General features: G+C 50.2%; 11 protein-coding genes. 4 read left to right on the forward strand and 7 right to left on the reverse strand.

Annotated features, from left to right (window positions below; all coding sequences use genetic code 11):
* Positions 1 to 90 precede the first annotated feature (90 nt).
* Positions 91 to 1,065, forward strand: a complete 975-nt coding sequence (locus AC6ESO_RS07935; RefSeq protein ID WP_497090907.1) for a stalk domain-containing protein — start codon at positions 91 to 93, stop codon at positions 1,063 to 1,065.
* A 67-nt stretch (positions 1,066 to 1,132) separates the two neighbouring features.
* Here AC6ESO_RS07935 and AC6ESO_RS07940 read toward each other — a convergent pair whose 3' ends face one another.
* From AC6ESO_RS07940 to gap, 5 genes are all read right to left on the reverse strand, one after another.
* Positions 1,133 to 3,493, reverse strand: a complete 2,361-nt coding sequence (locus AC6ESO_RS07940) for an immune inhibitor A domain-containing protein (RefSeq protein WP_497090908.1) — start codon at positions 3,491 to 3,493, stop codon at positions 1,133 to 1,135.
* A gap of 346 nt (positions 3,494 to 3,839) precedes the next feature.
* Positions 3,840 to 4,649 carry a pyruvate, water dikinase regulatory protein gene (locus AC6ESO_RS07945; RefSeq protein ID WP_497090909.1) on the reverse strand — a complete coding sequence of 270 codons (810 nt, stop codon included), beginning with the start codon at positions 4,647 to 4,649 and terminating at the stop codon, positions 3,840 to 3,842.
* Positions 4,650 to 4,663: 14 nt separating this feature from the next.
* Entirely contained in the window at positions 4,664 to 5,332 is a 669-nt protein-coding gene (locus AC6ESO_RS07950) for a helix-turn-helix transcriptional regulator (RefSeq protein WP_497090910.1), read from the reverse strand.
* A 36-nt stretch (positions 5,333 to 5,368) separates the two neighbouring features.
* Positions 5,369 to 8,023, reverse strand: coding sequence for a pyruvate, phosphate dikinase (gene ppdK, locus AC6ESO_RS07955; protein WP_497090911.1), 2,655 nt, complete (start codon positions 8,021 to 8,023; stop codon positions 5,369 to 5,371).
* Between the two features lie 143 nt (positions 8,024 to 8,166).
* Positions 8,167 to 9,213: a type I glyceraldehyde-3-phosphate dehydrogenase gene (gap, locus tag AC6ESO_RS07960; protein ID WP_497090912.1), complete on the reverse strand. Its 1,047-nt coding sequence runs from the start codon at positions 9,211 to 9,213 to the stop codon at positions 8,167 to 8,169.
* Between the two features lie 310 nt (positions 9,214 to 9,523).
* Between gap and AC6ESO_RS07965 the strand changes: the two genes are divergently transcribed.
* From AC6ESO_RS07965 to AC6ESO_RS07975, 3 genes are read left to right on the forward strand one after another with little or no spacing between them, the layout of a single operon-like run.
* Entirely contained in the window at positions 9,524 to 10,846 is a 1,323-nt protein-coding gene (locus AC6ESO_RS07965) for a spore germination protein (RefSeq protein ID WP_497090913.1), read from the forward strand.
* Position 10,847: 1 nt separating this feature from the next.
* Positions 10,848 to 11,939 (forward strand): GerAB/ArcD/ProY family transporter, encoded by a 1,092-nt coding sequence (locus tag AC6ESO_RS07970; RefSeq protein ID WP_497090914.1) that lies wholly within the window; start codon positions 10,848 to 10,850, stop codon positions 11,937 to 11,939.
* On the forward strand, positions 11,936 to 13,003 hold the full coding sequence (locus AC6ESO_RS07975; RefSeq protein WP_497090915.1) for a Ger(x)C family spore germination protein: 1,068 nt from the start codon (positions 11,936 to 11,938) through the stop codon (positions 13,001 to 13,003). Before AC6ESO_RS07970 ends, AC6ESO_RS07975 begins: the two co-directional genes overlap by 4 nt.
* A 60-nt stretch (positions 13,004 to 13,063) precedes the next feature.
* On the opposite strand, the gene AC6ESO_RS07980 is transcribed toward AC6ESO_RS07975, so the two are convergent.
* Both AC6ESO_RS07980 and AC6ESO_RS07985 read right to left on the reverse strand, forming a co-directional pair.
* Positions 13,064 to 13,402: a hypothetical protein gene (locus AC6ESO_RS07980; RefSeq protein ID WP_497090916.1), complete on the reverse strand. Its 339-nt coding sequence runs from the start codon at positions 13,400 to 13,402 to the stop codon at positions 13,064 to 13,066.
* 430 nt (positions 13,403 to 13,832) lie between these two features.
* Positions 13,833 to 15,725, reverse strand: coding sequence for a heparinase II/III domain-containing protein (locus AC6ESO_RS07985; protein ID WP_497090917.1), 1,893 nt, complete (start codon positions 15,723 to 15,725; stop codon positions 13,833 to 13,835).
* Positions 15,726 to 15,802: the final 77 nt, after the last annotated feature.

The following is a 15,802-nucleotide window of genomic DNA, read 5'->3' on the forward strand; positions in this document are numbered from 1 at the left end:
AACCGTATCGGGGAAATGTTCCAAACTTTTTCGTGAGGTTACCCGTCATAGCTACGTGCAGATCACAATAAGCTTACGGAGGTCATTATCATGAAGAAAAAAACCATTATCGCTGCAGGATTAACCGCAACCATGACGTTAGGGCTCGCTGCCGGCGTATACGCATCCGGGCAATTGACCCAAGTAAAGGCATTCTTAAATCCGTCCGTAAACATCAATGTCGGCGGCAGCCAAGTCGAATTAAAAGACGAGGACGGCTCGGCATTGACGCCGCTTGTTTATAACAACCGCACGTATTTGCCCGTTCGCAGCGTAGCCGGACAGCTCGGTTACGACGTATATTGGGAAGGATCGTCACAGACGGCATATTTCACCCACAACAGCAAGTTTCTCGAATACCGTATGGATGAGCAATTGATTTTGGACAAATACGGCTACTCTTTGCAAATTCCATCCTCGTTTGGAGGCAAGCTCCGCCCGACCGTTTGGCCGGCGGAATCGATCGCGGACGGAATCAAGTCCGGAGCATTGTCGGCGAATGTTCTAAGCGCGATCGACTTGCTTTACTTGCCGCAGGATGCAGCATCCCCTGAAGCACGGGTTATCGCTACCGTAGAGGTTGTTGATCAAGCAAAATGGAATGCGGCGGATAACCACGATGGAAAAGACTCGGTAATGGGAACCAAAGGCGAATACGTATATATCCTGCGAGGCGCAAAGGAGAATCCGTTCGGAGCAGGCACTGCGGATCACGCCAGCTACAAGGAAATCGCCGAACATCTGACAGCAAGAGGATATGATTTGGTCCTCTCCCCTGCAGCATCCGCAAGTGCGGAAATCGTTTCTAAGCTAGTCGGCTCCTGGACCGAATCACGCAAAGGAACCGTGATGGAACTAACCGCGGACGGCGTCTTCTATCGTGCGGGCCAACCGGTAGGCAACTACTTGATCCTTGACTCGTCCCATATCCGTATCGTCGCGGACAGGTCCGTAAGTACGGTCGAGTTCACCGTAAACGGCGATACGCTTGAGATGGCAGGTCAAACGTTTACTAGAAATAAATAGAGCGCAAATGACAAGAAGGGTGCCTATCCTAACGGGATCGGCACCCTTCTTTATTGCTGTTTCTACATTATTTAAAAATCAAGACTTTACCGACTGTGCCATCCGCACTTTCACCCACCACACGGAACTTTAATCCGTACGTTGGAATGTTGCGTCCCGCATCGATCAGACCGGGGTTTGAGAAGTCCGCATGGTCATCAAACAATGGGTTGCGAGCAGTAAAATTGTCTTTCATCGTAATGCCTAGAAGGTTTTTGTAATCTAAGAACATGGCATTTGTTTTATTTAATCCAAATGCAGCGTCATGGACTTGGTAGCGAGAAGAAGCAACTGCTTTATCGCTCCAGTTCATTGCACGCTGATCCGCATCGACAACACCTAGGAAACCGTCACCGGGGTGGGCACCCGTCCAGTTATTGTCAAAGGTTTCATCTACATACCAAACCACTAGACCCGGGTCATAACTCATAAGGCTTGCGCCGCGACGGATGTGTCCCAAAGCGGCATCCACCCCGTTATGGGATCTCCATTCTAACAGATAGTAATTTGTAGAGAAGTAAGTTCCTTTGTCTTTGGCGAATCCTTGGAACGTAAACGCTGCATTTCCTTCGGCATTATCCGATAGAATCGTTTGGCCGTCAGATGTGAGTTGGATATCGTCCACGTAGAATCCGCGTTGAGCGACATAAGGGTCTGTCCAATAGTTAAACTTAATGCTCACTTGTTTTCCTGCATAAGCACTTAAATCAAATACAGCCGGTATCCATCCGTTTGACGTACCCGTAATTCCATGACCTGGATTTTGGTTGTTCGGGTTACTGTCTTTCGTAATGTTCCCCGGAACAGAAGTCCAAACGTTAGACCCTTCTTCTTTCACTTGAACAGATGCATAATCCCAGTCTTCTTCAATGTCGTACCAAGCTTGGAACGTTAAAGCCGGATGCGCTGCGTTTGCCAGGTTAACCGTCGCCGTCATCGAATGTTCCATATCATTTCCTGAACCACTGTAATATTCATAGGTTCCGCTTGTTGGAACGTTCACGTGATTTTCTTTATCCGGTAAGTTCACGCGTACCGCGTCAGGGTTGGTTCCTTTAGTGGAGGCTTCATCCAATAGAACCGTGGTTCCCGCGCTCGTTACATCATTCGCGTGAATAGTGGTTCCGCTAAGCCAGTTTCCACCATGTAAATTCTGTAATATTTCTTTATCATACGGGCTAAATCCGGATGGTTCCGTACCTGGAACGGCTCCTGCCCAGCTTCCTGCAGACATGATGGACCAATACGCGACTGGCTCGCCAGCACCGGTGTATTGCGTGTCATATTCATCCGGAAGGCCTAAATCGTGACCGAATTCATGAGCGAAAACGCCGGCAGCTCCGTCTTCCGGTTCAATCGTGTAATCCCAAGCACCTAACAATCCTCCAAAGCGATTGCTGTTGGATTTTCCGCCGGGAACCCCGACTGGACCCGCAGCAAGTTTCGAGCGGTGTGACCAAATCGCATCCAAGCTTAAGCTTCCGCCTCCCGCTTCTTCACCTACTCCGGAGTGAATGACCATTAAGTGGTCAATGATGCCGTCCGGCTCATCGTAGATGCCGTTTCCGTTGTAATCGTCACGATCCCATGCATCGTAATCGGCTAAGTTGATGGAAGGATCTTTAGCGGCTTTTTTCAACGCTTCCATCACCAGGCCTCTGGCGTTAACGTCGTCGCCGTTTGGCATTGGATTGTTCGCTCCGTAGTAGGCAGCCGGATTGTCGGCTGTGTACCAGCCCGCTACCGTTCCTTCTACGGTATAGCTTCCGCCCGATTGGGCTTCATAATATTGCTTCATGGAAATCATATGTTCACCATTTGGCCCTGTATAGCCATTTGGTCCGAAAATCATCGTTTGGAAATGTTCGTGCGTGTAATCTTCATAAAACATATCCGTTTCTTCTTTCGTAATGGAACTTTTCGGGTAATTCGGGAAATCGATCGCTAGAACGAGTACTTTATCCGTACGGACACCGCCGTTATAGACTTCTGGTTCAACGGAGTCGACCGTCGATTTGTTGGCTTGCCCTAATTTATTACCCTTGCCGTTCACCAATCCATTAGCGTTTGAATTCGATTTGTCTTTCAGCACTTCCAGAACATCGGAGTCGAATCCTTTTGGTTTCGCTGCATGATTTTTCGCTTTCAAAAAAGCCGTCAACGCTTTCTCGGCTTCCGCAGGACTTGCATCCTTTCCGATTTTCCCTTGCTTTTTTAGCATCTCAATCAGTCTTTCGTCATTGGCCACTCCTAAATCAGTCGTTGTCCATTCCTGAATTGCTGCATTCGCTACCTGTTTATCCGCAGGAGTACCGACGTTAAATAAAGTGCTCGCCACAATGGCACTGGCGGAGATACCGGAAAGCAATTTCCATCCTGTTTTGGGCAATTCTATTACCCCCTAGTTATATGAAATAGACTTCACCGTTAGTATACAGTAGACGTCTTGTAGAAAAGTGCCGCGTTATGTCGAATAAAAATCCCCCCAATTATGCCTCACCGTAACGGCTCCATTAGTGGAACTCCCTATAAAACGAACAAATTAGGTTAGAAAGACAAACGAATTCCCCCAACCTATTCCACTGAATTTATGTCTCCGGGCGGAAGACGAAGCAATTAAAATGTGGTGGATGCGATTGATGCCTGTTTGTTCAAGTCTCAAGAACTATCGAATTGGGACTATGCCCAATAAAAAAGCGCCGTTGCATTCGCAACAGCGCCTAAGTTTATTTGTATTAAAATGCCAAAATCTCATCCGCAATCTTCCCGGCTGTCTCTTCAATTGCCCGCTCCGTCACGTCCAGAACGGTGCACCCCAATCTACGGAATGTAGCTTCCGCATATTCCAGTTCATCGTTCACTCGTTTAAGCGAAGTGTACGCTGCACCTTCAGGCAGCCCCAATGCTTTCAGCCGTTCCTCGCGAATCTTTACCAGACTCTCCGGTTTCATGGTTAACCCGATGAATTTACAATTCTTCAATTCAAACAGCAAATCCGGAGGCTTCAATTCCGGTACGATCGGGTAGTTCGCCACTTTGTAGCCTTTATGTGCGAGGAAAATACTCAGCGGCGTCTTAGACGTTCTAGATACGCCAAGCAGTATAATATCTGCCTGCTCCCAGATTGTCGAAGCCTGACCGTCATCGCATTTCACGGTGTACTCGATCGCTTCCACTCTCTTGAAATACGCTTTATCCAATTGATGAAGAAGTCCGGGTTTCTCTTTGGGTGCCGAATGAAACGTATGGACAAACGCCTCCATAACCGGTCCCATGATGTCCACGGCAAATACCTTCAGGCGCAGCGACTCAAGCCGGATCATCTCTCTCAATTCGGGAAGAACGAGTGTATATACGACGAAGCTGCCGATTCGTGCAGCCTCTTCCATGATAGGGTGAATCTCATCTTCTGATTTAATATGGGCAAAGCGTTTGATGGTTACATTCTCGGCATCAAATTGGCTGAGCATCGCGCGTACAACACCGTCCGCAGTATCCCCGATAGAATCCGAGACGACGAAGATCTTATTGCCTAGTTGATTCAATTTGAATCCGCCCCTTAAGTTTGGTCCGCAATGACGTCGTATAGCAATTTCATCACGGTCGTCTTCGTAATTCTACCAACCACCTCAACTTTGGGCGGTCCTTCAGAAGATTGGATCGGCAATACGACAGGCAGGCCGTCCACTTCGTGCATGATCATTTTGCGCATGGCTTCGCGGACAGAATCCTCCGGCGACACCGTGACGATGTTCGGATAGCGGGTCATAACCATACCGAGCAGAACATTCGATGCTTGTGGATTGCCCACTGTCACCTTCAATAGATCTTTGCGCGACACAATTCCCTCCAGCGCACCGGAGCTATCAACGATAGTGAGACTGCCGACATTCTCGAGAAACAGCGTTACAACGGCATCATTCACGGTTGCGTTTCCACGAAGAACGATTGGAATACCCATTACTTCTTTGACCGGCCGATGCGTGATGTCGGACATCCCTGACTCCGTCTTTAATAACGTACTTCCTATAAAATAACCGACTTTAGGCTTGGCGTCGATAACCCCCAGCATACTGAGCAGCACCAGATCGGATCTAATGGAGGGACGGGTAACTCCGAGATATTCGGCGATTTGCTCTCCGGTAATCGGAGCTCGTTTCTGAATCAACTCCATAATTTCCAATTGACGAGGTGACAATTCGATGGTAGTTCCCTCCCGCGTAAACATTCTATTCTCCCTATTGTAACCGATCTGGTACGCAGATCACACCGCTGATAATCGTTCCGTCCGCTCCTTTTGCTCGATCTCTGCTTGGGCCGCCGCTATTCTGGCCATCGGAATCCGGAATGGCGAACAACTGACGTAATCCAGTCCGATTTCATGACAAAATGCGATCGACGCTTTTTCGCCGCCATGTTCACCGCATATACCCGTTTTGAGCATAGGTTTCAAGGAACGTCCCGCAGTAACCGCCATTTCAATCAATTGGCCGACTCCTTCTGTATCCAGCGACTGGAACGGGTTATGCTGCAGGACCTTCTGATCCAAATAATGCGTCAGAAATTTCCCTTCCGCGTCATCGCGGCTGTAGCCGAAGGTCATCTGCGTCAAATCGTTGGTGCCGAACGAGAAAAAGTCTGCGTGAGCGGCGATCTGGCGGGCGGTCAGAGCGGCACGAGGCACTTCGATCATCGTACCTACCTTGTAGTTGCAAGCTCCAGCTTGCATGACCCGTTCCGCAACCTGATCTACCCGTTTGCGCAATCGTTCTAATTCGGAAGCGTGACCTACAAGCGGAATCATGATTTCAGGAATGACAGACACCCCTCTGTCCATGCAGGCAAATGCCGCATTGAATATAGCTTCGATTTGCATGTCATAGATTTCCGGATAAATAATGCCTAATCGACATCCCCTTTGGCCAAGCATCGGATTGGATTCATGAAGCGAATGCACTTTACGGATCATTTGCGCCAACAATGTCTGTTCTTCTAATGAAACGGAGTCATCCAGCTTGCGCTGCAGCTCGCTCACTTTGGGAAGAAACTCGTGCAGCGGCGGATCAAGAAGCCGTATCGTGACGGAAAGTCCGTCCATGGCTTGAAAGATACCCTCGAAATCGGATTGCTGCATCGGCAGCAGCATAGCCAGAGCTGCTTTACGTTCATCCGTTGTATCCGCCAATATCATCCTTTGCATGGCCGTCAGACGAGAAGGAGCAAAGAACATATGCTCCGTCCGGCACAAGCCGATGCCCTCAGCGCCAAAGCCGCGAGCCGTCTGGGCATCTTCCGGATTATCGGCATTGGCATAGACGCGTAATTTGCGGATTTCATCCGCCCACTCGAGAATTTGAAGCAGCTCTGACGTCGCAGCTGCTTCTCGAAGCGGAATAGCGCCTAAGATTACTCTGCCGCTTGCACCATCTAAGGTGATCCATTCTCCCTCTTCGACAATGCGATCGCCAGCAAACATTCGCCGTGCCTCCAAGTCAATTCGCACGCCTTCGCAACCGCATACGCACGGCTTGCCCATCCCTCGTGCTACAACCGCGGCATGACTGGTCATCCCTCCGCGGCTGGTGAGGACGCCTTCCGACGCCAATACCCCATGAATGTCTTCCGGCGTTGTCTCCGGTCGAATCAAGATCACTTGCTGACCAGAGCGGCTCCATTCGGCTGCTGTATCCGCATCGAATGCCACGACGCCGATCGCGGCACCGGGCGAAGCCGGCAATCCTGTCGCCAATTTATCTAGCACCTTGCTTTCATCGATTCCCCTGTGAAGCAGCTGATCGAGGTGAGAAACTTCGATTCTTTGCAGCGCCTCCTCGCGGCTAATTAAGCCTTCCTTCACAAAATCAACTGCCAGCTTCATTGCCGCCTGAGCATTCCGCTTGCCATTTCTCGTTTGCAGCACATACAGTTTCCCGTTCTCAACGGTGAATTCAATATCCTGCATGTCCTTGTAGTGCTGTTCCAATTGCATACAAACCTGAGCCAGCTGTTCATAGATTTCCGGCATCGCGACCTTCAATGTTTCGATGGGATAAGGCGTTCTGACGCCGGCAACCACGTCTTCTCCCTGTGCATTGACGAGGTATTCGCCGAACAGCTCGTTGTCCCCGGTCGAAGGATTGCGCGTGAACACTACACCGGTTCCGCAGTCATCGCCTTTATTGCCGAAAACCATGCTCTGCACATTGACGGCCGTCCCTTGATCGTCGGGGATCTGGTTGATTTTGCGATATATTTGCGCCCTGTTGTTGTTCCACGATTTGAAAACAGCTTCCACGGCCAATTTCAATTGCTCGTGTACTTGCTGGGGGAACTCTCGGCCTGTCTTCCTCTTTATGCACGACTTGTATTCATCTGCTAGACTGCGCCAACCTTCCGGCGTCACATCTTGATCCAGCTCGACACCGGCATTTCTCTTCCATCGATGGAGGAGACTCTCAAAGTGATAGGACTCCATTCCGAGCACGACGCTGCCAAACATTTGGATTAATCGCCGGTAGCAGTCGTAGGCAAATCGTTCATTTCCGGTTAAAACAGCCAAGCCTTGCACGGTTTCGTCGTTCAATCCCAAATTCAGAATGGTATCCATCATACCCGGCATCGAGGTAACGGAGCCTGATCGAACCGAAACGAGTAGTGCATGGACGGGATCGCCAAATTTTTGACCGGTATCGGCTTCAAGTCCAGTAAGTGCAGATTGAATTTGCGCTAGGAGATCGTCCGTCATTCGGTTTCCCGATTGAAAGAAAGCATGGCTGGCTTCGGTGGTAATCGTAAAGCCCTGTGGAACCGGTAAGCCGGAACGTGTCATCTCCGCCAGATTCGCGCCTTTTCCGCCGAGCAAAGCTTTCATTTTCGCATTTCCTTCTGAGAATCCATACACCATTTTCGATGTCGGCATTAGTGGCTGCTCTCCTTGTTTATTTAAGGTGCATGGCTCCTTGCCACAAACCGAATAGAATTTTCTATAGCCGTTGGTCGGCAGCGTAGCTATTACCTCGTTGCAAATTTTGCATAAAATAATCCCCAGCTCGTTCTTAGGCGTTATATTACGCTGGTTATCCATGCTTCCCCCTCCTCGTCATAGTTGCTTTCTTTCCCCGCGACCATACAGACCACATCGATCACACGGCTTGCATAGGCCCATTCGTTGTCGTACCAGGCCAATAATTTCACCTGGTCCTCCTGCGTCATCATGCTGAGTCCGTCAATAATGGCCGACTTCTCATTACCGATGTAGTCGGCAGATACGAGCGGCAGTTCGTTATAATCGACATAAGCACCCAGTCCCCCCGCTATCGCGATTCTAATCGCTTCTTTCACTTCCTCTTCCGTAACCGATCTACTTAGTCGAACCTGAAGATCGAGCAATGAAACATCTTGAGTCGGAACCCGTACAGAAATTCCTTTCATATGAGGAGCGAGAGCAGGAAGAACATCCGTCAATGCTTTGCTGATTCCCGTTGATGTTGGAATAATCGAGTTGGTGCAAGCGCGCGCGCGCCGCAAATCCTTGTGTCCGTTGTCGAGAGGGTTCTGATCGCTTGTGAATGCATGCACCGTTGTCATCCATCCACTCTTCACGCCGAAGGCTTTGTCTAAAATATGAAGGACAGGAGCCAGACAATTGGTCGTACAGGAGGCTGCGGAAAGGAGTCGATGATGGATCGGATCGTAGTTATCATCATTGACGCCCATCACGATGGTGAAATCTATATCTTTGCCGGGCGATGTAATAAGCACCCTCTTAGCCCCTGCCGATAAATGCCTCTCCATCGCATGACGATCCGTAAACTTTCCGGTTGCATCAATGACGAAATCCACACCATATTGCTGCCAAGGAATGAGGTCCGGTTCCGAGTGAGAGACAACGGGGATTCGATAACCATTAATAATCAAGAATTGATCTTCAACCTGGATTTCAGCGTCCCATTTACCATGAACGGAATCGTACTGAAGCAAATGAGCTAACGTTTCAATAGTGGCCAACGTATTGATAAGTCCAATTCCCCAAATGCCCCCATTGCGTGCTAAAGCTTTGCGTAAACACAACCGGCCAATGCGTCCGGTACCGCTCAAACCAATTTTCACCTGCCCAGCCACCTTTTTTCTATTGTATGTCACAATTATATATATGACTCATATATAATGCAATAGTCAACATTAATCATTTATTATTAGTCATAATAACTTAATTAGTGAGCCTATTATACAAAAGAGGGCCCATTCCAATACGGAATGGGCCTTCATAGGATCATTTATGGCTTAAATGATTTCATTTTATTTTACTTATAAAAAATTCAAAGCACGGCGGTGTCGAATAGTTTAGGTAAAATTTGGGATATTATCTAATGGAAATAAGCATAAGAAGATACCAGCAATCTGAAACGGGGAATCCGATATGACCATCGTGAACAAGCTGCAGCTCGAATTTTCCCGCGACCATGACTATATCTCGCGTCGGCTCCTCGTCGGTACTGACCCTATTGTTATTCTCGGACTAAGATCCCTCATCGATTTTCCTCACACGATCTCCATGCTCCGGCTGCAGCTTATTGCTGACGATATCACCGAGCATTCCGTGCAAGTAAAGCTCGTAGGACTGGGGCACGCATTATCGGAGACGCAGATCGATGAAGTCATCGCCGAGGTTCAAAGTGGTATGTTGGTCGCGGTTCACGAAGCCTCCGGAACTTGCGTCAGCATTTTCCCGGTACCGCAGACACTGAGCCGTGGCATCGAATCGCCCTTTTCCGAGAACAGCGTGAGCGGTTCGAGCAGTGCGTTCAACGAGGATATTCAAACTAATATCGGTCTATTGCGCAAGCAATTGAACACGAGCGATCTTCAAACCGCTTCGTTTACATTCGGGACGACCGTCATGCATCGGGTGGTTTTGACTTATTTGAGCGGAAGCATCAGTCCTGTATTGCTCGCGAACATTAAGAACGCTCTTAACTCGCATCTTAACCAGGACGTTTCCAATTTGCAGGAGCTTTCGAAGGCACTCGGAATGAACGTTTTCACTCTCGTCACCCATTATAATTTGACCGAATTGCCGCAGAACGCGGCAAGCGCCTTGAAGAATGGCAAAGCGGTCATCTTCCTCGATCGCTTCCCGTTCGCTATCGTGTTGCCCGGACTAGCCTCGGATGCCTTCATGACAGAGGATGATAGGAACTACCCGTATGTATATATGGTCTTGCTAAGGATCTTACGCTTGGCCGGAATTCTGATTACGCTCATCTTCCCCGGCCTATATGTGGCGCTGGTTTCCGTCAATCCCGACGTACTGCGATTCGAGCTAGCGCATTCCATTGCGAAGAGCCGGCTAGACGTGCCGTATCCGGCGATTGTCGAGACGTTGCTGCTGCTGCTCGTCCTGGAACTTCTGCTTGAAGCGATCATCCGTCTTCCCTCCAGCACTGGCCCAACCGTCACGATGGTAGGCGGCATCATCTTGGGACAAGCCGCCGTGTCCGCGAAGCTAGTAAGCAACCTGCTCATCATCGTATTAGCCGCTGTCACGATAGCGAGTGCTACAGTCGTCGGATTCCAAAATTCGCATTCCCTACGACTGTCCAAGTACCTCCTCTTATTCTTATCGGCCGTCTTCGGAGTCATGGGCCTTATGTCGGGACTCGTGGTGATCTGTGCATACCTTGCCGGAAAAAAAACGCTCGGCATTCCATACCTGCAATTGCAAAAACCGGAAGGGGAATGAAATGAGCAAACACTGGCAAGTTCCCGTCGTGTACATCATCACGCATATGGGGTTGATGTTCTTCAATTATCCATCCAACGTCATTGCCAGCACCCGGTCAACTCATTGGCTGCCAATCCTGATCGGCTACTTGCTGCATATTGCCGTTCTATTCGTCTATTTGAAAGGAATTAGCTATTTCGGTAATGAGAACATCGTGACTTTCTTGATGAAGAAGAACAAGCTCTTGGCCTTGGTGACGCTGCTCCCACTTTTACTTAGCCTATCGTTAATCATCATCCTCATGGTCCGCTCCTATGCTGAGGTCATCTCGATCGTTTTCTTGTCTAATACGCCGTTATGGATCCTGATGTCCTTGATGTTAGTCATACCGGCATACATGGTCCTACAAGGCGGATTGAATGGGCTTCTGAGAACAGGCTTGTTACTAAGCATCCTATTCGGGCTGCCCATCTTCTTCGTGCTCGCCGCCGCTTTCCAGAATATTGATCCACATTATGCATTACCGCTTTGGCCACGCGATTCGGATGTCTTTGCCTTTCTCGGCCGCTCTTCCTACTACAAGAGCCTCTTTTCCTTCGCGGGCTGCTTTTTGTTTCTGGGCTTTGTGCCTTCTTTTGCTTTATTGAAGCCCAAAGCCATTTATCTCGCCAGCCTGATTCTGCTGCCCTTATACCTGTTGTCCGTCTATGTGCCGATTCTGACAATGGGGGAAGAATCGGCGTTACAACTTGAGTTTCCGTTCATCTTTACGATCGATACGATCGAAATCGACTGGTTGATGTTCGACCGCATCACGATGTTTCTGATCCTCAGCCTGCTGTCCTTCGTCATGCTCTTGGCTGCCCTTATTCTCTGGCAAATGGTCTATATCATAAGGACCGCCATCATAGAAATCAGGATGGGCATCTTGCTGCCCGTTATCGTCGCCCTGGTCCTAGCATTATGCCTGTGCATCCCCGACTGGAAGGTTATCGAGCGGTATTTTATATGGAATGCTGCACTCTGGGGATATGTATCGGTAGCCACGCCGATTATTGTCTTCTTGACGGGCCGCCACCATGTCAAGCGAATGGAGCGTAAACTGCCGTGAAAAGGATCTTGGAGCGGATCGTGTTGGGATGCCTGCTTTTAATTGCAGGCGGCTGCTGGGACAACAAGGATATCAATCACCGTTCCTTACCAATCGCCATGGGCATCTCATACGATCAAGGTAAATATAAGATTTACCTTGAAATTCCCCGAGTTAGTGAACAAAACAAAGAACAGATTCAAATCATCACCGATCAAGGCGATTCCATTAACCAAGTCATTGACCGTATCAGCATGAACATGGAGACTCAAGTCGATTTGCTCCATCTTAAGGTCATCGTCGTCGACAAAGCGTTCGCGGCGCACGGCATGAAGGACGGCATCGCCAGCATTATCCGTTCGAGGCATATCGTGCCCAAGACCGTTTTCGTTGTATGCAACGAACCACTCGACGATTTCTTTAACCATCTCGAGACCAACTCGAAGAGCAACGGTACGTCAATCTACGACTATTTCCAGAAGAATGCCGGATGGAGCCCCGATATTGCCTACGCACAAACCTGGAAGATTTTTAGAAGCATCCATTCTTTGACCCACGATGTCGTCCTTCCTGTCATTGCATCCGGCGATTCGACGATCTTTCAAAGCAAAGGCTCGGCGATTCTGAAGAACGGCAAAATGGCCGGAAGGCTGACCGTCGAGGAGACCCTGCTCTACAATTTGTTTAATGGGGTGAACACCCAAGGAAAAATCGAAGTGATGGGAAGGGCGACGGTCCAGATCGTCAGCAGCCGCATTCGAATCCGCCATTCGTTTGTTCAAAATCAGCCGCGCATGACGAGCACGGTTTATCTGAAAGTCATTCTTCTGGATACCCGAAACGATCCATCGTCCGAGCTTATTAAATCCGAATTGCAGAAGCTCGTGACGGAACGTTTCGCTCAATTATTCAAGAAGACGCAGCAGGTCGATGCCGATATTTTCGGACTCGGACAGCATTTCCGGGCCGATTTGTCCCGTAAGCAGCTTGAGTCCTGGCGAAGCGAATTTTTGCCTCGCCTTAAGATGGACATTCGCGTTAAAGTCACGATTCGGAACACGGGCAATTTGAAAACAAGGAGTTAGAAGGGAATATCGTCTGCCGAACTTTGGCTGTTGAACAATTCTTCTCTTGCCTATGGCTTCTCAACGCTCCATCTGCCGCGACTGATAGATTGTAATGGAGCGGACCGCTTCCTTAATTTGCTGGTTCATCGCATAGATGCCTTTCTCCCGGTTGGCGCTTTGGTTCGTCATCGCGAACTGAATGGCCGGAGAGACGGATAAGTTGTCGATGATACTCTCGTAGAATCGGAAATTATAATAGATGCCGCTGTTTGCTTGCGAGATGACTTTCTGATAGGAATCGGAGATTTGCTGGATGACGAGATCGGACGTGCGGTTGAAATAGTAGTTGGTTAATAGCAGAATCGGGAGAAGAATCGTTGCCAGATACGCGAGCATTAGTTTATGGTTGATCTTCATTTCAGCGCCGCCTCCTATCCCTATCATACGTCAAAAAGGAACAGAGCAGCGTATATTGCGGCTCTGTTCCGCGGTTCTTATTCGAGCTTGCCTAGCGTATTATCTATCGCTTCATATCTACGCTCAGTATGTAAGGCTTCTCGAGAAAGGCTTTGCAATGCCGCCCGTCCGCCTTGGCGTTCTCATCCGCACTTAACGAAGATTCTCCAACGACGATGCTTTTTCCTCCACCGGCGACGAAAGCTTTCATCGCTTCGAGCGTGTCCGCTTCGGCACGGATCAGCAGCTAATAGCTTATGAGATCGCCGGTCTGGCAAGAGAAAAACCACATAGAGTTGTTACACTCACATGTGGTTCCAGATAGATAATTTGTAATGCACCAATCTTCCGTGTCCGTAATTTTCCATCCTGAATCCCGGGAACGGTCGGATCAGCCGCGATCGAGCGTAACGGCGATCGTTCTTTCTCCGGCAGCGACCGGCTGCCGTTCCTCCAGCACGATGCGATACATGCGGTCGCCCCAGTTTCTTCTCAAACGGCTTTCCATCCAATCGATCTTCTCGATACGCGCGCGAAGATGCTCGGCGTCGTAGCGGATGACCGCCTGCTTGCCGGGCGCGTAAGCCAGCAGAATCTCGCCGCTGCTCTCGCCCCCGATTATAGGCTCGCAAGGTGTAACCAACGAGTGGAACATTTCCGCCGGAGCGCCGTCCTTCATGGTAAATACGTCACCTACTGTCACAGAGGGGGCGCCGTCCCGATCCAGCCGAACCGTACGCTCCCAAGCCGCAATGCCTGCTTCTTCCGGATACGCGCCCGCGATGTCCATTCGAAGCTCGGAGCGGCCGCCTTGCTGCGAATATTCCGCATAGCGGGCCTTGTACCGCCCGCCGCTTCGCTGAAGCACCCCGCGCACCGTCGGCAGGTTATGATACTGCGATTGCAAATACCATAGTTCATAGCGCAGCGCGCTGAACGTCTGCGCCTTGTATTCCTCGGTGCCTAGATCTACGAGCAGCGGATAGCCGTCGGCGAACACGAGGAAGCTGCCGACGTCGTTATGGTTATGCGCCTCCTCGTTGTTGCCGCCTTTGGCCGCGACGTATAAGCCTTGCTCGGTACCTTCCTGCTCCCTTGCGGTCATCACTTGGGTAACGCCGAACCAGACGTCCCGTATATAAGGCGCCTTCCATTCTTGCGCAAGCCTCTCCTTCTCGACGAACAAATCCCGCGCATAGCCGTATAGGTTAAACCAAATTCGCGTGCTCGGATCGCCGCTTGGCGGCAAGCTGGCGCCGAGACGGACGAGCGACTCATCCCCCGCGCTAACACCGTAGCGATATATGCCCCCGCCTGCCGGGCTCGCCTTTGCATCGCAATCGGCGAAAGCCGCGTAATAATCGCCATGAATGTGCACTTTGGGCATATAAGCGCCAATATCCTTCACGATCTGCTCCCCGAAAATGTCGAAACGTCCTTGTGACGCCAGCGACAGCATCTCCAGGCATTCATAAAGGCCGCCCGCCGCCGCGCTCCAATAAGACGGTCCTTCGTCGCAGCAGCCGTCTGCCGGATAAGTCGCGATGAACGCGTCGAGGCTTCTCATCACCTTGGCGATTCCCGCGCTTCTGACCTCCGGATCTTCCTCGATGAGCAGGAATCCCGCCAGCACCGGGCCGTTGCACCACGGATTCCAGTTGTTGATCCGCTCGCCGGGAGTGAAGCCTTGCCACCAGTAATCGTCGTGCTCAAGGTAAGGCGTCAGCACCCGCTGTTTCGTCTCCCGAACGATACGCTCGTTAATTCGCGGACTGATCGCTTCGAACTTATTTCCCAGCAAATAGCGGGTCCATAGGAGAAGCCGCGCCGTTTCCACAGATGACAGCTCGACTCCGTATTCCGTATTGCTAGGGATGCTCTCTTGCTTATCGAATTCCTTCCAGTGGCTGCGATGGCCCGGGGGCACCCAGGTCGTCTCCTCGCAGATGGCGAAAATCCCGTTTAAAATTTGATCAACGTATTGGCCTTCGCCTTCCATGCATTCGGCGATGACCAGAATGCCGAGCACGCTTCTCCGTTCGAAATAGGCGAGACTGAGGCGCGACAAGTCGCCGCTCGTCCAATAGGCGCGATAGTCCGACACCTTAAGTGCCGGCCACCCATAATCCGCATATCGGTCCGCATGCCGCAGCCAACTCTCTCTTTTCTCATATGAAATCGATCCCCAGGCTTTGCGGTCTTCCGCCTTCGGGAACGGCGCGTAAGGGCCGTCGCCGAAGCCAAGCTCCTCAAGTCGCGACGAGCCGTAACGTTCATTTAACATCGTTCGATCTCCTCCCCATCTCGAATAAGCATCAAAGAAAACCGCCCTACTCCGAAGAAAAGGACGGCTTACCTTGC

The sequence above is a fragment of the Paenibacillus rhizoryzae genome (genome assembly GCF_059686995.1).